Source organism: Hirschia litorea, from assembly GCF_042665075.1.
GTDB classification, from domain to species: domain Bacteria; phylum Pseudomonadota; class Alphaproteobacteria; order Caulobacterales; family Hyphomonadaceae; genus Hirschia; species Hirschia litorea.
Genome location: NZ_JBHTBR010000005.1, coordinates 1,123,730 through 1,146,946, shown reverse-complemented (window position 1 = coordinate 1,146,946; position 23,217 = coordinate 1,123,730). Strand labels below are relative to the sequence as shown.

General features: G+C 46.7%; 17 protein-coding genes. 7 read left to right on the top strand and 10 right to left on the bottom strand.

Annotation, left to right across the window (positions count from 1 at the left end):
• Positions 1 to 5: 5 nt before the first annotated feature.
• Together eno and ACFQS8_RS13965 are read right to left on the bottom strand one after the other, a co-directional pair.
• Complete coding sequence (gene eno / locus ACFQS8_RS13970; RefSeq protein ID WP_382168409.1) at positions 6 to 1,304, bottom strand: phosphopyruvate hydratase; 1,299 nt, start codon at positions 1,302 to 1,304, stop codon at positions 6 to 8.
• A complete protein-coding gene (locus ACFQS8_RS13965) occupies positions 1,301 to 2,302 on the bottom strand; it encodes a phosphotransferase family protein (protein ID WP_382168407.1) in 1,002 nt (333 codons plus the stop codon). The genes eno and ACFQS8_RS13965 overlap by 4 nt, the downstream gene beginning before the upstream one ends.
• Before the next feature lie 130 nt (positions 2,303 to 2,432).
• Here ACFQS8_RS13965 and ACFQS8_RS13960 point away from each other — a divergent pair, with 130 nt between their 5' ends.
• Both ACFQS8_RS13960 and ACFQS8_RS13955 read left to right on the top strand, forming a co-directional pair.
• Positions 2,433 to 3,431: a LacI family DNA-binding transcriptional regulator gene (locus tag ACFQS8_RS13960; RefSeq protein ID WP_382168405.1), complete on the top strand. Its 999-nt coding sequence runs from the start codon at positions 2,433 to 2,435 to the stop codon at positions 3,429 to 3,431.
• A gap of 124 nt (positions 3,432 to 3,555) precedes the next feature.
• Positions 3,556 to 5,910, top strand: coding sequence for a beta-galactosidase (locus tag ACFQS8_RS13955; RefSeq protein WP_382168403.1), 2,355 nt, complete (start codon positions 3,556 to 3,558; stop codon positions 5,908 to 5,910).
• A gap of 71 nt (positions 5,911 to 5,981) precedes the next feature.
• Here the strand turns inward: ACFQS8_RS13955 and ACFQS8_RS13950 are convergent, their stop codons facing one another.
• A complete protein-coding gene (locus ACFQS8_RS13950; protein WP_382168401.1) occupies positions 5,982 to 8,333 on the bottom strand; it encodes an alkaline phosphatase D family protein in 2,352 nt (783 codons plus the stop codon).
• Between the two features lie 317 nt (positions 8,334 to 8,650).
• Here ACFQS8_RS13950 and ACFQS8_RS13945 point away from each other — a divergent pair, with 317 nt between their 5' ends.
• Positions 8,651 to 9,259, top strand: coding sequence for a GntR family transcriptional regulator (locus ACFQS8_RS13945; RefSeq protein ID WP_382168399.1), 609 nt, complete (start codon positions 8,651 to 8,653; stop codon positions 9,257 to 9,259).
• Positions 9,260 to 9,327: 68 nt separating this feature from the next.
• On the opposite strand, the gene ACFQS8_RS13940 is transcribed toward ACFQS8_RS13945, so the two are convergent.
• The 7 genes from ACFQS8_RS13940 to ACFQS8_RS13910 all read right to left on the bottom strand — a co-directional run bounded on the left by ACFQS8_RS13940 (position 9,328) and on the right by ACFQS8_RS13910 (position 17,523).
• Positions 9,328 to 10,773, bottom strand: coding sequence for an aldehyde dehydrogenase family protein (locus ACFQS8_RS13940; protein ID WP_382168398.1), 1,446 nt, complete (start codon positions 10,771 to 10,773; stop codon positions 9,328 to 9,330).
• A 3-nt stretch (positions 10,774 to 10,776) separates the two neighbouring features.
• A complete protein-coding gene (locus ACFQS8_RS13935; RefSeq protein WP_382168396.1) occupies positions 10,777 to 11,553 on the bottom strand; it encodes a 2,5-didehydro-3-deoxy-L-galactonate 5-reductase in 777 nt (258 codons plus the stop codon).
• Between the two features lies 1 nt (position 11,554).
• Positions 11,555 to 12,580 (bottom strand): zinc-dependent alcohol dehydrogenase, encoded by a 1,026-nt coding sequence (locus tag ACFQS8_RS13930; protein WP_382168394.1) that lies wholly within the window; start codon positions 12,578 to 12,580, stop codon positions 11,555 to 11,557.
• A 16-nt stretch (positions 12,581 to 12,596) separates the two neighbouring features.
• Complete coding sequence (locus ACFQS8_RS13925; RefSeq protein WP_382168392.1) at positions 12,597 to 13,739, bottom strand: mandelate racemase/muconate lactonizing enzyme family protein; 1,143 nt, start codon at positions 13,737 to 13,739, stop codon at positions 12,597 to 12,599.
• A 247-nt stretch (positions 13,740 to 13,986) separates the two neighbouring features.
• On the bottom strand, positions 13,987 to 15,138 hold the full coding sequence (locus ACFQS8_RS13920) for a mandelate racemase/muconate lactonizing enzyme family protein (protein ID WP_382168390.1): 1,152 nt from the start codon (positions 15,136 to 15,138) through the stop codon (positions 13,987 to 13,989).
• An 11-nt stretch (positions 15,139 to 15,149) separates the two neighbouring features.
• Positions 15,150 to 15,926: an SDR family NAD(P)-dependent oxidoreductase gene (locus ACFQS8_RS13915; RefSeq protein WP_382168388.1), complete on the bottom strand. Its 777-nt coding sequence runs from the start codon at positions 15,924 to 15,926 to the stop codon at positions 15,150 to 15,152.
• A 31-nt stretch (positions 15,927 to 15,957) separates the two neighbouring features.
• Positions 15,958 to 17,523 (bottom strand): MFS transporter, encoded by a 1,566-nt coding sequence (locus ACFQS8_RS13910; RefSeq protein ID WP_382168387.1) that lies wholly within the window; start codon positions 17,521 to 17,523, stop codon positions 15,958 to 15,960.
• 384 nt (positions 17,524 to 17,907) lie between these two features.
• On the opposite strand from ACFQS8_RS13910, the gene ACFQS8_RS13905 reads away from it, so the two are divergent.
• The 4 genes from ACFQS8_RS13905 (at position 17,908) to ACFQS8_RS13890 (ending at position 23,074) form a co-directional block, all read left to right on the top strand.
• Entirely contained in the window at positions 17,908 to 18,981 is a 1,074-nt protein-coding gene (locus tag ACFQS8_RS13905; protein ID WP_382168386.1) for an SMP-30/gluconolactonase/LRE family protein, read from the top strand.
• 68 nt (positions 18,982 to 19,049) lie between these two features.
• The gene (locus tag ACFQS8_RS13900) at positions 19,050 to 21,383 is read left to right on the top strand and encodes an agarase (RefSeq protein ID WP_382168384.1); all 2,334 of its coding nucleotides are present in this window, start codon (positions 19,050 to 19,052) and stop codon (positions 21,381 to 21,383) included.
• Between the two features lie 22 nt (positions 21,384 to 21,405).
• Positions 21,406 to 22,050, top strand: coding sequence for a 2-dehydro-3-deoxy-6-phosphogalactonate aldolase (locus ACFQS8_RS13895; protein WP_382168382.1), 645 nt, complete (start codon positions 21,406 to 21,408; stop codon positions 22,048 to 22,050).
• Positions 22,051 to 22,060: 10 nt separating this feature from the next.
• On the top strand, positions 22,061 to 23,074 hold the full coding sequence (locus ACFQS8_RS13890) for a sugar kinase (RefSeq protein WP_382168380.1): 1,014 nt from the start codon (positions 22,061 to 22,063) through the stop codon (positions 23,072 to 23,074).
• The last annotated feature ends 143 nt before the right edge of the window (positions 23,075 to 23,217 follow it).

Below are 23,217 nucleotides of genomic sequence, written 5' to 3'. Positions count from 1 at the left end.
CCTACCTATTTTTTCCACCAAGTGTTCTTCAAAGGCTCACCGCCTACGAATGCACCAATTTCTTTTTCTTCTTGAAGACGGATGCATTCATTCCATTTTGCCATACGCTCAGAACGCGTGAATGATCCTACTTTCAGCTGCCCTGCTCCCAAACCAATTGAAAGATGTGTAATGGATACGTCTTCCGTCTCACCCGAACGTGCTGACACAATGGAGCGGTAGCCAACCTCATTGGCAGCTTCAAATGTTTCAACAGCCTCAGAAACAGTCCCCGCTTGGTTCACTTTCACAAGAACCGCATTACACGCTTTGTCTTTGGCTGCTTGGCGTACAAGCTCTGCATTTGTAACGAGGTAATCATCACCGATGATTTGCACTTTATCACCAAAGGCTTTCGTAAACGCTTGGTTCCCAGCGACATCATCTTCAGCCAATGGATCTTCGATCGAAGCAATCGGGTATTTCTCAATCCATTTGCCAAGGATCTCAATCATCCCATCCGTATCAATAGCGCGGTCTTCTAACGCGAGTTTATAGCCGTCTTTATTTCCAAATTCAGAAGCCGCAATATCAAGCGAGATAATCACGCGCTCGCCCGGCACTTCACCCGCATCTTCGATCGCTTGTGTAAGTGTCTCAAGTGCTTCTTCATTGCTAGAGAAGACTGGCCACCACCCGCCTTCGTCTGCAACACCCGCCATGTGACCACGTTTCGCCATGATTTTTCCCGCGGCGCGATAAACGTTTGAAGTGATTTCCATTGCTTCATCAAAGGTCTCGGCTCCTGGCACCATGACCATGAAGTCTTGAACGTCAACACGGCGACCAGCGTGCGCACCACCACCAAAAATCTGAATTTCAGGCAGAGGCATAGTTGGCTTACGACCATAAGCAGAAGCAACATGCGCCCACAAAGGCTTCTCATTATATGCAGCGGCCGCATGAAGTGTCGCCAAGGACGTCGCGATCATGGCGTTCCCACCAATGGCAGACTTTAGTTTAGTGCCGTCAATTTCGATCAATTGAGCATCAATACCCTTTTGATCGAGCACATCACGACCAATCATAGCCGGCGCGAGTTTCTCATTGACGTTGGCGACAGCACCTTGAACGTCCATTCCACCAAGACGGTCACCGCCATCGCGCAAATCAACCGCTTCGCGCGTTCCACGAGACGCACCAGCAGGCGCAATCGCACGGCCCATAGCGCCGTTTTCAAGATATACATCAGTCTCAACAGTTGGGTTCCCTCTGGAATCCCAAACACGTCTAGCGACGACTTTAGATATTTTGGATGAACTCATGATAATTCCGTTTTGATAAGACCAATCAGGTCAGATAGTTTTGATATCGGATGAGAAATCAGCGGCATGGACACGAAACGCACTTGATCTCGTGCTTCATTTGAAAGGTATTCAACCGGAGATTTTCCATCTATCCGCGCAAGCATCAAAATAGGCACAAGCGCGCACACTCGCTCTTCTAAGTGCGCACTATCTTCCCAATCAATGAAGTCAGAATAAGCCCCCCAAAACACCTCAACCATGTCCAATATATTTGAAGCATTGGCAGGTGAATTGAATGCCTTGAGAATAAGATGATTTAAGCAGAAAGAAGGGTCAAAACTCGCATCCCCCATCGTGGCGCATTCAGCGTCCAAGATTATGGGACAACCATTCCTCAATATTATATTTTTGGGACTTACATCCCCATGCACAAGCACATCAGATTTTTGCGCTAAGCCTGTCTCAACCGCGTTTATGTTTTCAGCCAATACCGCATGTTTATTCGCCAAAAAACCCAAATAAGGCTCTAAGCGAAGTGCCTTGAAATCATCGTGGTTATTAAACTTGTGACGCACAAAGTTTGGTTTAGCCGAGGCTGAATGGATTTTCCCCAAACAAGCCGCCACTGCCCGCGCCGCTTCTGGGCGAGCCTGCCCCCGCAGCAATTCATCTTTCCAGAGATATACCTGCTCTCCAGATACAAACTCCATCGCAAACCCGCTAAGGCTTTCTGATTGCCCATATAATTTCGGTGCACATTCTGGTAAAATCTGACCAACAAAATTCAACCACGCATATTCAGCTTCATTGCGGTGGACGGGTGCAAACCACTCTTCAGAAACTTGCAGCTTCTCGCGCGCAAACTTCATGCAGTAAACATCATCACCAATTTTCAATGATGCAATATCAGACGCAACCCCACCCGTTAGCGGACGTACATCAGACACATCTTCAACAGCGCCTAATTTTAGCTCTGTCACGAGGGCTTTACACAGCGTTTCCAATTCTCGATCCACGCAATATCCTCCCCCGACCTTATTGTTGACAAAACACAATGTTCACGTGAACATAAATCGGCTTATTGCGCTTGTGTCAATGTTTTTTTCGCCATAGCTTGCCAAATAATCAGAGAGAAAGAGGTTCTGTGTGTCTACGAAAGTAACGATAAAAACGATAGCTGCAGATCTGGGCGTTTCTCACATGACAGTCTCTCGCGCGCTCAGTAGTCACGCAAATGTGCGTCCTGAACTGCGTGAAAAAATCCTAAAACGCGCCGAAGAATTGGGGTATGTACGCAACGCCGCCGCCCTCGCTATGCGAGGTGACACACTCCCCTCCATCGGCCTCCTTATACCCAATCTCCGTAATGAGTTTTACGCCCACTTTGCAGACGCACTCACATCAATCTGCAATGAGCAAAGCATCAACCTACTCATCCACCTCACCCATGATGATATCGCAAAGGAAGAACATGCGCTAACCTTACTAAAAGAAGCTCAAGCGCAAACAGTTATCATGGTGCCCTCTCCCGCGCCTGTTCATTACACATCCACGCACACATCTGGTTTAAACATTATCCAGTTTATCCGCACGCACCCACGGATAGATCAACCTTCAAACTTGTTGATAGACGACGCGCCCGCCATTTTGGAAGCTCTCCAACATTTATCACAGTCAGGCCATTCAAAGATTGCTTATATCGGAGCCGACAAATCCCTCGCTTCTGGGCAGCAGCGCTATGATAATTTCCTAAAAGCCGCGCAAGCATGCCAGATAGATATCACTACCTCCCCAATACTTACTGGCCCACCCACACGGGACTATGGCTATAACAGTGTGCGGCACATCCTCGAAACCAGCCCACAAACAACAGCCCTTATCTGCGGCGGATTTGATATTTCTGTCGGTGCAACAAACGCCCTTCTTAAAGATACAGGTAGTTTACCTGCTCATTTTGGGTTTGTGGGATATGGCGATCCATCCTTCTATCAATGGATTGGCAATGGCATTTCCGCCATCGCCTTGCCGATGGAATCCCTTGCGCGCAAAGCAATCGAGCATTTGATGACCTATAAAATGGAAAAACATTTTACACCTCTTGTATTCACGCAAACAGCTGAATTCATAAGACGAAATTCTTGTTAAAGCACACGACCCCACCTCTAACGCACGCAATCTACCCTTAATTAGCTATTGATTTTTTGTTCAACTTGAACGAATGTTGTTAATTGTATACAATATAATAATAAAAACGCGTCGGGAGGAAAATATGAAATCCAGCAGCATGTTGGCATTGTTAACAAGCATATCTGCGCTTGCCATGATATCATCGTGCGCAGCTCCGGTTCAAAAAGCGCAAACAACTCCAGAAACTCAAGATGTATCGACGCCCGCCGCTACATCGACGCCTGCCGCCACGACGCAGCAATCAGAAATTATATTGTTTGATTTTAACGCAGACACCATTCCAACGCAGGTTTCAGGCAATAATGCAGACCTTCGCATTACAGCCGATAAGAAACTATCCGTTCTCCTTAAAGGAGAAGAGAATATCTATAGCGGCCTTTCCTTCAAAGCGGATACGCCTTGGGATTGGAGCGAATACGACTCCCTTGGGATCGCGCTTGATATCGCAAACCCTGGTGACTATTCCACGCAAGTCTTTTTCGGCGCAAAAGACGCAACAGGAAAATCCTTCACGCGAAGCGTGAACATTCCTCGTGGTGACACAAAGACCTATTTTGCAGACCTAAAAAGCGCAGACATAGACCTTGATACCGGCCTAAGAGACAACCCATCCGCACTCGCCATTGATGCAACCAAATTCATTTGGATGTGGGGCGTTGAAGGTTTGGACGTCAGTCAAATTACTGAATTTACGATCACCACAGATAGCTTGTTGCACGATCGCGAACTTACAATTGATAATGTGCGCGTCATCGCTAACCCCAAAACAAATCCATCTTATCTCACTAAGATTGTCGATAAATACGGTCAGAACGCGAATATCGAATTTGATCAAAAAATACACGATGACAAAGAATTAAAAGCCGTAATGGAAGCTGAACTCGCCACCATCAAGGATGGAAAAATGGCAGACAGGTCCAAATATGGTGGTTGGAAAAATGGACCAAAGCTTGAAGCAACTGGCTATTTTCGCACCGAAAAAGTTGATGGAAAGTGGGCACTTGTAGATCCAGAAGGTTATCTCTTCTTCTCTACAGGTATTGCAAATATCCGTATGTCCAACACATCAACAATGACAGGGGTAGATTTCGATCAAAAACTCCTTGTTCAACGCGATAAAAACGATGTCACACCTGAAGACTCTAAAGGCCTAAATCGCGTTCCCGATTCAGCGCTTGCAGGAAAATTCATTTCCTCAACCCTACGCCACGACATGTTTAAATGGCTTCCTGAATATGGCAGCGCCCTTGCGGATCATTACGGTTATCGCCGAGACGCACACACGGGCCCTTCCAAAACAGGAGAAACATTCAGCTTCTACCGCGCTAACCTTGAACGCAAATACGGTGAAGCTACGCCTGAATCCTATATGGATAATTGGCGCGAAGTGACAATTGATCGTATGCTCGATTGGGGCTTCACATCATTTGGAAACTGGGTAGACCCAAGCTTCTATCAAAACAATCGCTACCCCTATTTTGCTAATGGTTGGATAATTGGAGACTTCAAAACTGTCAGCAGCGGCGATGACTTCTGGTCACCATTACCAGACCCATTCGACCCCGCATTCGTAGAGCGCGCAAATATCACAGCAGGTGTTATCGCCGAAGAAGTGCAAGGTAATGAATGGTGTATCGGTGTCTTCATAGACAATGAGAAAAGCTGGGGACGCATGGGTACGCCGCAAGGTCAGTACGGCATCGTCATTAATACACTCAGCCGCACAGATGCAGATAGCCCTACCAAAGCTGAATTTACCCGTATCTTAAAAGAGAAATACGATACAATAGACGCGCTCAATACAGCATGGTCTTTAGATCTTGCCTCATGGGATGATCTATCCAATGGGATTGATATCTCCGAGCACACTGCAGCGCGCCAAGCAGATTATGCAATCTTGTTGGAAGCTTACGCATCTGAATATTTCCGTGTTGTAGATGCCGCCCTAAACGATGTCTTGCCAAACCACATGTATATGGGGGCACGCTTTGCAAGCTGGGGCCGCACGCCAGAAGTCGTCAGAGCGGCAACGAAATACTCAGACGTAATGAGCTATAATGAGTACAAAGAAGCCCCTCACAAAAATGCGTGGACTTTCCTAGAAGAGATCGACATGCCGAGCATTATAGGTGAGTTCCACATGGGCGCACTTGATAATGGTCTCTTCCACCCCGGCCTCGTGATGGCATCAGACCAAGTCGACCGCGCACGCATGTTCAAAGAATATATGAACACTGTAATCGACAATCCTTATTTTGTCGGTGCGCATTGGTTCCAATACATCGACTCTCCAATCACTGGCCGCGCCTATGATGGTGAGAACTACAATGTCGGTTTCGTATCCGTCACTGACACGCCCTACAATCAAATGATTGAAGCGGCTCAAGAGGTAAACTCAAACCTTTACACGCGCCGCTTCGGAGAGACCTCCGAATAGGCACTTAACTTTCCTGTCCCGAACCTTAGTGCGGAAGCTTTTTCAAGCTTCCGCATTTTTTTGTCCAAATTCTAGACAGTATATTTGTGAATAACCGGCCAACCATCGAATTGTTTTCCGGTCTTCGGATCGGCATCCCAAGGCCAGTTTTCTAACACGAAGTCTTTCGTATCATGGCGCACTTTTATTATGCCATAACCTTCACTTTTAAGATCACGGTCGGCGATGAATTTACCCCATGTCTCATTGCCCGCTTCAAACTCAGCATGCGTAACCTTGGGATTGGAAACGGCTAAAACGCGCATTTTATTTCCAAATGTATCAACAAAGTTTCCGGTATTGGCACCACCTTTATATTGATTGTCTAGTTTGCCGCCGCCTTCAAACCATCTCTGCCAAAATGCAGCCGTGGCAGGCCCAGCAAAGAATAATGCGCCATCATCAAAATCATTTACACCTTGGTGTGCGACCATTCCTAAATGCTGATCACCCGCGATCACGAGCGCTTTAGCATCCGCCACAAGTTTCACAGCGCGCGTCCGACCGTCAGGCGGAAACCCATTAGCATCATAATCGAGTAAAGGTTCCCCTTTGTCATCTGTTTGAGGGCTACCCCATATGGAAGCAGTAATCACCACTTTGGGCAAACCAACGTCCATATCTTTCCAAGCCTTGAGAAACGCTTCTTGGCGTGCTCCCAACAACTCGCCACGTGTATCTAGTGGATTGGTGACATAGTCAGGTGGAGACTTAAATTTTCGATCTTCAACGACCGCAAAGCTTGTCCCACCATACACAAAACTCCCATACGTCACGGGAATATCATACTTTATCGGAGTTGGATCATATGCATCAGGATTGTGGCCATGCTGCATACGGTAAACCATACGCACAACGCTCTTATCCCATTTAAAGCCACCGTCTTCTTCTTTCGGCATTTCCGAAGCATCACCCGCATTGCCCCAGAGGTTGCCTTGCAGAACATCATGATCATCCGCGACCATAATGGAAGGACGATTGCGAATAGATTCCCTATACGTCCAATACCACAAATACCAACGATAAAGCGTATCTAACTTGGCATCTTTTGTGTGACTTCCCCTACGAACCGGATAGGTTTCGTAATATTGATCGCCACAAAAAACATACAGATCCGGCTCATGCCCATCACAATTTTCTACGACCTGCGTGTGCGGAAAGAAAATATTCTCAGGCGTATATCGTCCGAGAGTTTTCTCTTGAGGAATTTTTTTGGGAATCCCCTCCCTATCCAAAGCGCGTGCTGTTGGAATGATGCAAGAATAAAGCGCAATCTTCAGCTCTTTGGAATTTTGTGGATCAGCAACAATCTCACCTTCAAACAAAGTCTGATCACTATCTGGCCAAACAATCCTGTATCTGTAGTTCTTTGTGTAATCCCAATCATCCACCCTATAGAGCGCAACAAACCCATCTTCGATATCGCGTGTTTGTCCATTGCTCCAATTTGCGTCACCCTCTTTTTTATACTCAAGACGTGCACGCGGATATTTATCCAAATTGATTGGCATGAACTGAGCTGTCATCTTCATGACATTTCTATTCAGCGAATGCATGCACCCCATTAGAGGCTCAAGCCCACGAGATTGATCAACATCAATCTTGTCACCACCCGTGCGCACATCTGCAAAGGACCAGCGACTCCCCTGCGTGCCAACAGCACTAGAGGAGAGCAGCATCATACCGCCAGCTAACTGGTAGGACTCCACCCCCGTACGTACAATAAAGCCTAACTCAGCATCCGTTTTTGCGTCATAGGCGATGAGCCGAACATCAAATAAACCACCTTCAACTGGATCTATATGACAATCTAAAACAACCCCATTATCCCAATTTACAGCAAGTCCATTTGAAACATTTTCGCCAATAATTTCATATTTTTCATAGCTTAAGGTCTTCTCACTATCGCTAAAGTCCCGAAAACTGAGCTGCCCCTTATCGTCGATTACGGCCATAAAACCACCGCCCTCACCCGACACCCGATTGGCAAGTGCCGCTGCCCGATAATCTAGCCGCCCCGCACCCACACCTAGCAAAAATCCGGAAAAACCTTCACCTTCAGCTATGGGCTGAACGCGGGCAGATATTCTACCCGGTGAATGCGCGTTATTCAGTTCGCGCGTCAGCAATGATACTGTTCTGATTTCAAAGTCTTTTTCATCATTCAGACATTCAATCTGACCATTATTATAACGCCAATCTTGAAGTCGATTTCCCCAGTAATCAGCGCCTAAATATGTACGAATATCGTCATCTGTAGAAGGCGTTATAGGAGAAAGACCGGTCATATCTGGCCTTGAAGCCGCAAGTTTTCCGGCACACGAGGCTATTAACGCGCCCCCCATACTCGCCGTAGCTGCCTTTATAAAAGTACGCCGTCTCATATCTCTCCCCTTTATCGAAATTATAAACAGTGGAGAATCAGATAAATTTATACCGATTGCCTATTCCCCAATATTGATTATTGTTAACAATATGAGCGTTGAAAGCAAACATTTCATCTCTTATTGGGCGTTTTTATCTGCAATTGTTTTATTAATTGGCGAAAACACAGAAAAAATAGTATTATTCATCATACAAACCTTGTCGTTCAATCTGCGCATTACTACCATTAAGATGAAAACAATATACAAAATGACTATCCGCGGGATGCGTGTTTCTAACCACAGATGAACTACATATTAAAAGGAGCTTTTTACTAATGCTCAAAACGAAACAGGTTATACCAATTCGTGAACAGATCGCGAACCAGATCCGCACGGATGTTATTGCCGGCGAAATGGAACCAGGACAGAGATTACGCGAGGAATCACTAGCGGAACGTTTTGGTGTATCACGCGGCCCCATACGTGACGTTCTTCTTCAATTAACAAAAGAAGGACTGCTCGTTTCCAAAAGAAATTGCGGTGTAACGGTAAATGAGATGCTCTCACCGGCAACTCAAAACCTTATGATTACGCTGCGCAAAAACATTGAAATATTTGCTTTCCAAATGCTGGAAGACAAACTCGATGATCATGATTTTGAACAATTGGAATCATTGCTAAATGCGATGCAAAAAGCTTTAGCAACAGAACATTTCACTGAAGCTGCCGAAATTGACCTCGAGTTTCACAGATACTTGCTAGATAAAGCTGGTGGTGATGAACTTGTGAATTTATGGACTCCGATGGTGCTACGCATGCGCATGAACTATCAGCGCGTTTGTTCACCAGAGCAAAGCATGCAAGAGCATTTAGATATTCTTCAAGCTTTAAAAGACAGAGACATTCCTGCCGCAATCAAACACCTTGAAACTCACATCAAATAAAAACTGATAAAAAAAGGGCTGTGAACGTAATCAAACACTCACAGCCCCAGTTCACGGACATATCAGGGTTAAACTTCTTTCAAATAAACCGTTTTCTTTTCGAGATATTGCTCAAGACCATACTTACCGTCTTCGCCGCCCATACCTGATTGCTTCCAACCATTGTGGAAACCTTGGTGCTGCTCTCCCATTGGGCGGTTGATGTATAATTCACCCGCCTCCATGTCATTGATGAATTTCTGAACATTCACATGCGACGCTGAGAAAAAGTAAGCGGCAAGCCCGTAAATACTATCACTCGCCATAGCGATCGCTTCATCCAAAGTGTTAAAGGTCACAACCGGAAGCACTGGACCAAATGTTTCTTCTTCTACGGCAATATTTTTATGCTCTGTTTCAAGAACAGTTGGCTCATACCAGAAACCACCTTCATATCCTTCAACATTCGCGCGCTTACCGCCAGCAAGTACTTTTCCGCCCTGCTTCACACTTTCCTGTACGATGTGATCAATATTCTCGATCTCTTTGGCATTCACCTTCGGGCTAAGCGTTGTGGTTGGGTCCAGAGGATCACCAATCTTCAACGCGGCAACCTTTGGCAAGAATAGTTCAAGGAATTTGTCCTTAATATCCTCGTGCAGATACACTCGCTCCGCACACGTACACACCTGACCACAGTTTGTGAAACGCGCACCCACCAAAATATCGGCAGCTTGCTCAAGGTCAGCATCATCCATCACAACAAATGGAGCTTTACCACCAAGCTCAAGCATAACTGGGATCATATATTTCCCCGCAGCTTGGTAGATTTGCTTACCTGCGTAAGTTGATCCCGTCATTGTAATCATCGCTGTGTGCTCACTCTCACACAGATAAGATCCAATTTTAGAACCCGATCCATTAATGATGTTCAACACACCGGCAGGCACGCCAGCCTCATTAGCAATTTCACCCAATTCAAGCGACGACAAAGGTGTCTCTTGCGTTGGTTTAAGCACCATTGTGTTCCCAGTGATCAGCGCTGGGCCAATTTTACGTCCCGCAAGCGCCATAGGGAAATTCCACGCTGTAATCGCAACAACGACACCGCGCGGCACTTTGTGAATGTAGATTTTCTCGTCTGGGTTATCCGATGGTAGAATATCGCCTGAAATCGTCAACGCATTGTCACAAGCGTATTCGATAAAGCTAGCAGTCGCATCTACATCAATGTACGCCAGCTCAAGCACCTTGCCCTGCTCCAGCGTCACCATTTTTGCTAGTTTGTCCCTGCGCGCACGGATACCAGCAGCGAATTTACGCATAATCTCTTGGCGTTGACGTGCTGTCATCTTCGCCCAAGCCGGCTGAGCGGCTTTTGCTGCTAGTAAAGCCTTCTCGGCCTCTTCGACTGGTGAAGCTGGGATGGAGCCCAACACCTTACCAGTTGCAGGATTGAGAACTTCAATGATCTCATGCGTAGGCGCAGCGATATATTCGCCGTTTATAAAATTGAGATTATTCTTAAATTCCACGGGTTATCTCCCCATCCATCCGCCATCAACAAGCAATGTCGCGCCATTTACATAGGCAGCAGCATCCGATGCTAAGAACACAATCGGCCCCTTAAAGTCGTCTGGTGTTCCCCAGCGACCTTGTGGAATACGGCCCAGAATTGCTGCTGAACGCTCAGCATCATCTTGCAATGCCTGTGTGTTATCAGTTGCAATATATCCAGGAGCAATCGCATTTACGTTTACGCCTTTAGACGACCACTCATTTGAAAGTGCCATCACCAATTGCTGTACACCGCCTTTACTTGCCGCATACCCTGGCACAGTGATCCCGCCCTGATAGGACAAGAGAGACGCTGTAAAGATAATTTTACCAGATCCCGCCTCAACCATGCGTCCACCAATTTCACGGCTTAGTATGAATTGAGCATTCAGGTTTACTTCAATAACTTTATCCCAAAGATCATCGCCATGAACTGCCGCAGGTGCACGCAATATTGTACCTGCATTATTGACCAACACATCTATCTTAGCATGGTCAGCTTTCACCTTTTCGATGAATGCATACAGGCTTTTTCGATCTGAAAAATCACATTGATAGCTATAAAATTTGCGTCCAAGAGCAGTGACGGCCTTTTCAACGGCGGAGTCTTTTGCTTCCAAGCTCGCCGATACACCGATGACATCAGCGCCAGCTTCAGCCAATGCGACTGCCATGCCCATACCGATACCGCGCTTACAGCCTGTTACGAGCGCAACTTTTCCAGCAAGCGAAAAGGAAGAAAGAACGTTACTTGTCATTTTAGGCACCACACTTCACTACTGTCTTCATTCCCACAGGGCTTGTCGCCAAAGTGTGGAACGCTTCATCAATACTTGTCAGGTCAAATTCGCTGGTAATAAATTTGTCGATATCAACCTTACCAGATGAGACAAGATCAATCGCTTTCTCAAAATCGGCAGCTTCATAAACGCGTGCACCTACCAATTCGAGCTCACGCCAGAAGAATTTAAACAAATTCACTTTTGGTGGCGCAGTCGCTGGGTAAATCGCCACAATACAGATACGCCCGCGAACAGCCGCGATCTCAGTCATGACATCAACAGCCGGTTGCACACCCGACACTTCAAACACGACATCCGCGCCTTTTGTTCCGGTCCATGCGTTCACATAACCGACCAAATCTTGGTTTAGCGGATCAACAGCTTTAATGCCGTTTGCTTCTGCAAATGCACGACGATCAGCATTGATCTCCGAAATAACAACATCCGCGCCTTCAGCCTTCGCAACGGCTGCAACAAGCTGACCAATCGGCCCACCGCCCAACACAACAACATGCTCGCCCGCTTTCACACGCGCCATTGAAATATCGTGACATGCCACAGCTAGAGGCTCGATCAACGCACCTTGTCTCAGGTCGATAGTATCAGGCAATTTGTGGATTGTACGTGCTTTAACAGTCCATGAACTTTGGAACGCACCTACACTATCCACACCCATGAATTTCAAATTGTGACAAATGTGGCTGTGACCCGCATCACATGCTGGACAATCACCGCAATAATCAAGTGGGCGCACAACAACACGATCACCAACCTTTACATCAGTGACACCTTCACCAACTTCGCGAACAATACCAGATGCTTCATGTCCTGTCGTTTCTTTCGGCGCCACACGTTTATCCATCGCACCATGATAGATGTGCATGTCGGTTCCACATATCCCAACATAGCCTACATCTAAACGGACCTCACCTGCTTTAGGTGCTACAGGCACGGAGTCAGCGATACCAAATTTTGAGTCACCCAAATATTGTGCAGCGATCATTTTTTTCAAACCTTTACTATGTCTGCGAAATCAAATGTGGCCCAATTAGAGCCTCATCAAATACAACGCCTGTGCCGACATGGTTGGGCGCGAAGGCAAGGCCATCACGTACTTCCAGCGGACTTATTGTATATTTATCAATGGGGAAGGAATGCACTTCCAACATTCCCGCATGCGGTTGAGCAGCCAACAACGACACATGCAACTCATGCATGCCGTGGCTACAAATCTTCAGGCCAGCTTTCGCTGCCAAATCAGATACTTTTAGAAACCCTGTAATGCCCCCAATATTGGAACAGTCAGGCTGCAAATAGGCTAGTCCTGCATATTTAATGGCGCGCTCAAACTCTTCCACAATGTGCAAGTTTTCACCCATTGCGAGCGGCAGACCAGTTGCGTCGGCAATGACAGCATAATCTTCAAATTCATCAGGAGAAATCGGCTCTTCAAACCAGCCAATATCAAATTCTTTTACCGCTTTACCAAACTCAATCGCACGCTCAACAGTGTATGACCAATTTGCATCCACCATAAGCTTATTGCTGGCACCAAGGACTTCGCGGATCTCGCTCACACGGCGCACATCTTCAGCGATGTCAGCCCGTCCAACTTTCGTTTTGACCGCTGTATGCCCAATCGCTACATGTTTTTTAACAAGCTCTTGTAACTGCTCACCTTCAAGATGCAAATCAATGAAACCAGCATAGCATGCCGTTTGGTTTGATGGTGCGTTCAAGACTTTCCAAAGCGGCGCATCCAAGGCTTTACATTTGATATCCCACAAAGCGATATCGATGGCGGAGATGGCAAAGCTGAGCAAACCACCGCGCCCCACATAATGCAGGTCCTTCTGCATCCCAGCCCATACGCTTTCGATATCCGCGCCATTTTTGCTCAAGATACGCGGCGTCAAATCATCTTTAATTAGCGAGTAAATACCGCGACCACCAGAACCGCCAGTATAAGTATACCCCACACCTTCGACACCATTGCTTCCGGTAATCCGGCAAACAATTAACTCAAAAAATGTGTGCGTGCCATGACTGGCATCCACGAGAGGCTCTGCAAGAGGAATGTGATAATATTCAGTCTTCACGGATTTAATCGCAAAGGCTTCTATAGGGGCAACCACACCTGTATTCAAACTATCAGAACTCACAACGACACCTCTTCCATTTCCAAAGCATGCACACACAGCACGAAACCGTTTTGTATCACCTAAATTTTGGAAACAGTGAAAACTTCCCTATGCGGCCTCCCCTCTCCTCTATCTTTTTATTGACTTCAGGAGATAACAGTTTTGCCGCCGTTATTTTGTATACAATATACAAACAACATAGATGATGTAAAGTGCTAGTCTTCAATTTGACAACAAATATCACCCCCCATTCACTTACCTTTTGTGCCTACCAATTTGTGAAGCTACCGTCAGGCTTGTATCGCCTTGGAATCTCCCAGAATTTGAACGTCTGATCCTTTATAAGATCCTCACGCACATCCACACCAAGACCCGGTTTATCGCTAACCTCATAATAGCCAGCCTTTTCGATCGGACGATTGATAAACAAACGATCATGATCTGACTTATCAGCACTGTAAGGCGCAATTTCTGTCCAAGACAAATTAGGAATTGCAGCACACATATGGTTTGTCGCAGCAGAACAAATCGGCCCCAACGGATCATGCGGCATCACATCAATATAGTGCGCCTCCGCAATCGCAGCCACTTTCATAGCCTCAGTAAGACCACCCACATTACACACATCAATACGCGCAAAATTGGTCAAATCATTTTCAAGATATGGCAGAAAGTCCCACTTACTCGCCCACTCTTCTCCAATCGCGAAAGGTATATTGGTCATAGATCGCAACGCCTTATACGCACCGGGCGTTTGCTGACGAATAGGCTCCTCTAAGAAATCAATCGTACCTTCTGGCATTTTTTGACAGAAGGCAGCCGCCTCCGCCACGGACATGCGGTGATGCATATCAATACCGATAACAATTTCATGCCCCACTTCAGCGCGAAGTTGAGGTAAAATCTCAGTCGTTTGCGCAATCGCTTTGCGTACATCCCATTGCGCGCTATCACCTGCACCGCCATCGCCCACAGTGGCCCGCACGACAGTCCACCCCTTGCTCACAAGATCTTTCACATCTTTGATCAAGTCTTGCGTGTGATCAGCAGTTGATGTTGCAAAACAAGGTATTTTGTGACGTTGCGCACCACCAAGCAATTCATGCACAGGCACATCAAACCGCTTACCCGCAATATCCCACAGCGCGATATCTATTGCGGAAATAGCACCCGACAATACGCGCCCACCTTCAAAATATTGGCCACGATACATTTCCTGCCATAGTGCACCGATATGACGAGAATCCTTACCGATTAGAAAATCGCGAAAATGCTCTACAGCTCCCGCAACAGCTAATTCACGTCCTGAAACACCAGATTCACCCCACCCATAAAGGCCATCTTCTGTTTCAACTTTTACAAGGCATAGATTCCTGTGGCCCACCCAAACTGGATACGCAATAACATTAGAAATTTTCATGACACTTCACCTTAAACGAGGTCGTCAGTCTTACATAATTGTGCGGCAACACCTTGGTCTGCGACTATATCAGTCCCAGTAATGGCGTTGGATAAGTCCGAGATTAGAAAGGCTGCGACATTAGCAATATCTTCCACACTACTTACTTGCCCAGTGGCATGCATGTCGTTGAAAGGTTTAATTAAATGAGGCTTATCCACCGTGACCTGCTGCACAGCCTCGGTCATTGTCAAACCGGGTGATAACGTGTTCACACGAATGCCATACTTGCCTAAACTCCACGCCATAGCGCGCGTCATCGCAGAGATACCGCCCTTTGTCGCCGCATACATTTCATACCCAGACACACTGGCCACAGAGTGATTAGATGACACATTAACAATGTGTCCGCCGCCCTGTTCTTTCATGTGACGCGCCACTGCTTGGCTCATCAAAAAGACAGACCGTTGATTGGTTGCCCAAAGCATGTCCAGCTTCTCTAATGGCATTTCAAAGAAGTCACACTCAATCGTGATACCCGCATTGTTTACAAGCGCATCAATACGGCCATATTTTTCATGCACCGCCGCAACAAAGCTGGAAATGCTCTCAGGGTCAGACACATCCGCCCGCATAAACTCAGCCTTAAAGCCTTCTGCAACGAGACCATCAATCCTCTCAGCACCGCTTTCGCTGCGCTGACACGCAATCACACTTGCTCCCGCTTTCACGCAGGCTTGCGTAATGCCCCAGCCTATACCGGAACACCCACCCGTTACGATAACGATTTTGTCTTGCAGAAAACCCATGTCACACACATCCAAATAAAGTCACTCAACATTAGGCCCCTTTAAAAGTGGCCTCGATTTGCTCAATCGTTTTGTTTTTCGTTTCTGGCACCAGCATATAAATCAACACAGCACCCACCACGATAATTACACCGAACAACAAGAACACTGCGCCCGCGCCAGCACCTGACAACAAGACTGGAAACACCATCGCAGCCCCAGCACTCACAAGGCTCGTGACCAGTGCACAAGCAGAGATGGCCACACCGCGCACGCGCGTTGGGAAAATTTCAGAAAACAACACCCACATGATCGGGCCAATAGAGATATTAAAAGCGGCCACAAATCCCAAAATACAAGAGATCACCAGACCAGCATTAAGTCCCTCAACAGCTGTCTTGATCAGCACACCCTCAAACTTGCGCGCATCATCAAAACCCAGCGTGTCCACAAGTGCATTTTTAAAGGCAACATCATTTGCAAACTCGACACCCACCAACGACTTCAAAGCTTCTGTTGGCATGGTTGCGGCCAATACATCCAAATCAACCATATCAATCATGTAGTGCGCTTGAGAGAAGCTCCATCCAGCAATCAACATACAAGCAGCCGCCACCGCCAAACCACCAATCAATAATGGTCGACGCCCCACGCGATCAATGACAACTATCGCAATAGCCGTAAATGCCATTGCTAGGACACCAAGCCCAACCGACGATATAAACGCGGCGTTCGTGCCCGCTCCTGCCTGCTCAAATACAATCGGCGCGTAATACAGCAAATTATTGATACCTGTCAGCGGCTGCAATACAGCCACCAACACACCCACAAATAACGCCTTACTCAAATGGGTAGAGAATAGTTCCTTAATACCCTGCAAATTGCTTATAGTGCCATTGCCTTGCGCACTCGCGCGGATCTCTTCCATCCCCGCATCAACATGTTCACCTGGCATCATTTTAGCCAAAACATCACGCGCCTCAGCTTCACGCCCCACACTATAGAGCCAACGCGGACTTTTCGGGATACCAAGCAGCAGCACAAGCCAAATTATCGCAGGAATAATCTCAACGCCTAGCATCCAGCGCCACATTCCTGTCTCAACACCAAACATTGAAACAGTTGTCGCACCAGGCGCAGCCATTGATGCAATGGCAAGGTTCACCAAGAAAGCAACTGTAATACCGATACCGATGTTTAGCTGATTGATAGAAACCATTTTCCCGCGCGCATTTGGCGGAGCTACTTCCCCAATATACATGGCAGCCACGGACAAGGACGTAAACGCCATCCCGCCTAGCGCCCGCGCTACAGCAAGCATTACCCAATTAGTCGCCAACACCGACCCAACAGCCGATACGATATACATCGCAGCGATGACTATGAGTGTGTTTTTACGGCCAATTTTATTAGTGAGCGGCCCCACCAACAATAATACAGGCAACACACCCCAACCAGCTGCGGAAACAACCCAGCCAACTTGCGCATCATTGAGTAAAAACTCAGAGCGGAAAGCAGCAATCCCACCAGAGATCAGAACAATGTCCAACCCAAATATAAACCCACCAAACGCAACAATCATTGCGCTTAGAATTGCTCTGTTCTCAGATATTTTCAAAATTCACTCTCCACCCTAAGTTTCTGAGTGGACGCACAACGTCTGCAAGCTCAGCCTTACAACAAGGCCTCGCGCACGTTACGCACCTCCCGATCTTCTCTTTATATCTCGTATTCTGTGCATATTCGTCACAGCAATAAAGAATTGTCAACAATTGACATTTCAAAAATGTAACGTCAAACATACCCAAAAGAATAAAGCAGTATTTTCTGGGGAGATGGAATACACAATGGCATTCAATATGCGCGATATGCAACACACCCGCTCGGGGCATAAAAGTGCAGGCGTAATATTGATGACTTTAACACCATTTGTATTTGACCAACCTCATGGAAAAATTGAACGAAGTAATTTAACCAGAACTCCTATAAAAGAGGTGACGCAATGATAAATCGTCGCAAAGTCTTACTCTCAGCGAGTGCATTCGCTGCACTTACTGCTTGTTCACAACCCTCCTCAAAGGAGCCAGAAATGTCCGATACCGGCCACGGCGCACCCGATAATTCCACCCCCGCCAATTTTGGTGAAATTATTTCCTTGGACGATAGCTTCAGCCAACTTATCGCACCCGACGCAAAGCTAGAAATCATCGGCACAGGTTATGGTTGGACAGAGGGCCCAGCTTGGGATTTCAAACGCAATTGCCTCTATTTTACAGACATTTTGGGAAATAAAATTCATCGCTGGGATAATGATAACGGCATGACCGTATTCTTAGGCCCTGCGGGAGATGACCACGGTACAGATAGCTCAGCCGTTACACCCGGAACAAATGGCAACTGGTATAATATCGATGACACAATGCTCATCTGTAACCAAAATGCGCGGTCTGTTGATAAAGTGAATATGGCGACTGGCGAACGCGTTATGCTCACGCGTGAATTTGAAGGCAAAGTCCTCAACACTCCAAATGATGTCATTCAAGCACGTGATGGCAGCGTATATTTCACCGATCCACCATACGGACTAAAAGAAGCCTTCACCTCCCCTGTGCGCGAAATGGATTATCAAGGCATCTACCGCCTATATCCAGACGGCAAGTTGGAACTCATCTCTAAAGACATGATTGCTCCCAATGGTCTCGCGCTAACAGCTGATGAGCAATATCTTTATGTCTCGCAATCAGATCCCGAATTTCCAATTATCCGTCGCTTCAAGCGCGAAGCAGACGATAGTCTGACTGATGAAGGAAACTGGGTGAACCTCTCTCAATTTGCAGATGATGACCACCCTGGCCTTCCCGATGGAATGGCACTCGATACCAATGGCAACATCTTCGCAACGAGCGCAGGTGGTGTCACAGTTATATCGCCAGAAGGAAAACTTCTAGGACGTATCGTAACGGGTAAGGCAACATCCAATTGCTGTTTTGGTGAAGATGGTAAAACACTTTTCATCACAAGCCATGACCTCGTTTTGAAAATCAAAACTCAAGCCAGCGCACTTCACTGGCTGTAATTTTGAACGCGTGAGAACGCAGCACAACCTGCTCTCCTTGACGACCCCACTTTCCAAAGGACTATGCGATGAAACAGTTTAAAGCTTCAATCCTAGCGACTACAATTTTATCTTTTTCACTTCTTGCTGCATGTGATCCAGATGAAAGCAATGTTTCATCGACAGAAGTGACCACAGAAGAGTCTGCGGAAAATGCAGCTTTAAAAGTTGTCACAGATTTTGAAGTGGACTCGCTGCCTTCTTGGGTAAAAGCAAGTTATGCAGACCTCTCAATCGTGGAAGGTAAATCTGGAAAAGCATTACGCGTGGACTTTGATGAAAACGCGAAACAGTCTGGTGTAATCTTCACACCCGAAACACCTTGGAATTGGGCGCAGTTTGGCAATGTTAATCTCTCGATGGACATTGAAAACAATAGCGAGGTATCAACCCACCTCTTCGTGACCATCACAGACGTATCAGGCAAAAGCCAGCGCCGTAACATCGTACTAAGCACAGGGGAAGCAGGCACCTACATCGCCCCTATCACAGGGCCAGAAGTGCAGCTTGAAGCAGGCCTTCGCGCCAACCCTAGCGCCTTCCCTGAAGAAGCTAATGAAATGATCTGGCGCTTTGGAAGCCGCGAAACTGACATGAGCCAAATCAAATCAGTCGCTGTCGAAGTCTTTGGTGCTATTCGTCCCAAAAGCATCACCATCGACAATCTAGAAATTAGAGAGAACCCCGAACCGATTAAAGATTACATGGTCGGATTAGTGGATAAGTTTGGCCAAAATGCAAAAGTTGATTTTGCACGAAAAATCAAATCAACAGAACAACTTAAAGCCGCCGCAGATGCTGAACTAGCTTCATTAAACCCTGACGGCCTACCCGACCGGTCCCGCTTTGGCGGCTGGAAAGACGGCCCACAATTTGAAGCAACAGGTTATTTCCGAACACAAAAAGTCGATGAAAAATGGTGGATGATTGACCCTGAAGGGTATCTATTTTTCTCCAACGGAATCGCAAACCTGCGCATGGCCAACACGACGACGGTGACCGGTATAGATTACAAAGACCCATCTGTACGCATTAAAGACCCTAATGAGGTCACGCCTGACGATTCCAAAGACCCCGAAATCGCACCTCAAGCTGCCCTCGACACGGCCTATGTCGCATCAGACCTCCGCCGCGATATGTTCACATGGCTACCAGACTATGATGACGAGCTGGCCGAACACTATAGCTACCGCCAATCAGTCTTTATTGGGCCAACTGAGCATGGTGAAACATACAGCTTTTACCAAGCTAACCTCGAACGCCGCTATGGTGAGGAATATGATCATTCCTACCTAGACAAATGGCGTGAAGTGACGCTCGACCGCATGAAAGATTGGGGCTTCACTTCAATGGGTAACTGGGTCGACAAAGGCTTCCACGACAATGAAAAAGTGCCTTATTTTGCAAATGGTTGGATCATTGGTGACTTTAAAACACTCTCATCTGGAAATGACTATTGGAGTCCAATGCCAGATGCATTTGACCCAGAGTTTAAAAAACGCGCACAAGCCACAATCAGCACTATCGCAGATGAAATCCAAGGCACCCCATGGTGCGTAGGCGTCTTCGTTGACAACGAAAAAAGTTGGGGCGATCGCGATAGCCTTGAAGGACGCTATGGCATCGTTATGGATGGTATTTCCAAAAGCGCAGAAGAAAGCCCTGCAAAAGCTAAATTCGTAGAAATACTAAAAGAAAAATATGCAAAAATAGACGATCTCAACGCGGTTTGGGGAACAGATATTGAAAGCTGGGATGCCTTCTCTGCTGGCTACAAAATAGAAAACCTCAACGAGGCGATGGTGCCAGATTTATCTGCACTGTTTACAGCATTTGCAGACCAGTATTTCCGCGTTGTACATGACACACTCGAAGAAGCCATGCCAAACCATCTCTATATGGGCGTACGCATGGCGAGTTGGGGCATGCCACAAGAAGCTGTTGAAGCCGCCATCAAGTATACAGATGTCATGAGCTACAATGTCTATAAGGAAGGCCTTCAACCCAAAACATGGGAATTCCTAGAAGACCTTGATAAGCCTAGCCTGATTGGTGAATTCCACATTGGGTCACTTTCTGACAATGGCCTATATCATCCTGGATTGATTGAAGCACCGACACAAGCAGATCGCGCACGCATGTACAAAGAATATGTACAGTCGGTGTTGGACAATCCTTACATGGTAGGCGTTCACTGGTTCCAATACATCGACTCCCCTCTTACTGGACGAGCTTACGATGGTGAGAACTACAATGTTGGTTTTGTGACTGTCACAGACCAGCCTTATCCAGAAATGGTCCAAGCGGCAAAAGACGTGAACACAAATCTTTACCCGGGCCGCTATGGCTCCACACCAAAGTAACACCTTGCGAGACACCAAATACATGACCCAATCTTTATCTGACATTTTTGCAGACACGCCAATTATCGCGATACTTCGAGGCGTCACACCTGAAGAAGTGTTAGAAGTTGGTGCGGCGATTTTAGATACTGGTGTGCCAGTTCTTGAAGTCACAATGAATTCTCCCAACCCGATAGAATCCATCAAACGACTTTCAGAAAAATACGGCACATCAAAACTTATAGGTGCAGGCACAGTCACCACTGTGCAGCAAGTCCAAGACGTTCACGCCGCTGGTGGACGCATCATCGTCTCACCAAACACAAATGTAGATGTGATAGCTGAAACCAAGCGTTTAGGCATGTTTTCTGCACCCGGATGTTTTACACCCTCAGAAGCATTTGAGGCGTATTACGCAGGCGCAGATATCCTGAAAATGTTCCCTACGGACATAATTGGTTCAACAGGTATCAAAGCAATGCGCGCAACGCTCCCAAAAGAGGCATTAGTTGCCGCTGTTGGGGGGGTAAACGCTGGTAATATGGCCGAATTTGTGAAAGTAGGTACTAATGGTTTTGGTATCGGTTCAGCGATCTATGCACCGAACAAAAAACTTGCAGATATTAAATCTGGCGCAGAGGAATTAGTTCATTCCGTTCGCGCTGCCCTAAAGACAGTTACAAACTAGGAATACTACATTGGCCCGCATAATTTGTTTTGGTGAAATGCTACTCAGACTAAGTTCACCATCGCGCGAACGACTGTTTCAATCCGCTCAATTAGATACAAATTTTGTCGGCGCAGAAGCCAATGTAGGCGTAACCCTTTCGCGCATGGGCAATGATGTGTCCATGGTCACTGTGTTGCCTGACAACGCAGTTGGAAACGCGTGTTGTGATACGCTCCACCAACAAGGCATCGATACGAAAAGCATCGTGCGCCAAGGCGAACGCCTCGCTGTCTATTTCTTGGAAACGGGCGCAATGATCCGCCCCTCCTCAATCACTTACGATCGGAAATATTCAGCATTTTCTCAAGCAAAATCTGATATTTATGACTGGAAAGCTCTACTAAATGGCGCAGACTGGTTACACCTCTCCGGCATTACACTTGCCGTAAGTGAAGGTGCTCAGCAAGCAAGTCTGGAAGCTGCTAAGACTGCACGAGAAATGGGTGTAAAGGTTTCTTTTGACTGCAATTACCGCCCGTCTCTATGGACAGGACGTGAAGCAGAAGGTGTCAAAATCATCAAAGAAGTCGCCGCATATGCAGATCTCATTTTCGGTGGTGATAAAGATGTTCAACTCCTCTTTGGCATAACGCGCAATGGAGACAATCCTGCTGAAAGTTTCCAACGCGCAGCTCAGGAATTCTTCAAGCAATGCCCACACTCAGAATATGTATGTAGCACTAATCGTACCGTCTTAAGCGCAGACTCCAACACGCTCGCTGGCTTCATCGCGACTAAAGATAGCTTTGCCCAAACCAAGTCTTGGGACTTACACAATATCGTAGATCGTATTGGTGGCGGCGATGCATTTGCCGGCGGTGCCCTACACAAATTGGCTGCAGGTGCGACACCTCAAGCAATTATCGATTTTGCTGTCGCAACTTCAGCCATCAAACATACTATTCCAGGTGACTTCAACATCACGACAGAAGCCGAAGTTGAAGGCTTACTCAACCATTCTGGTGGCGACGTAAAACGATAGCTCAAACTTATAAAACTAATTCATATATACCCCGCTAAATTCGCTTTGGCGGGGTTTATTTTTGCTGCACTTCAAACCAAAAAAATGGCTCACCTCTTTGGAAGATGAGCCATATAGTTAGGACGTACGGGTAGAAAAACTAA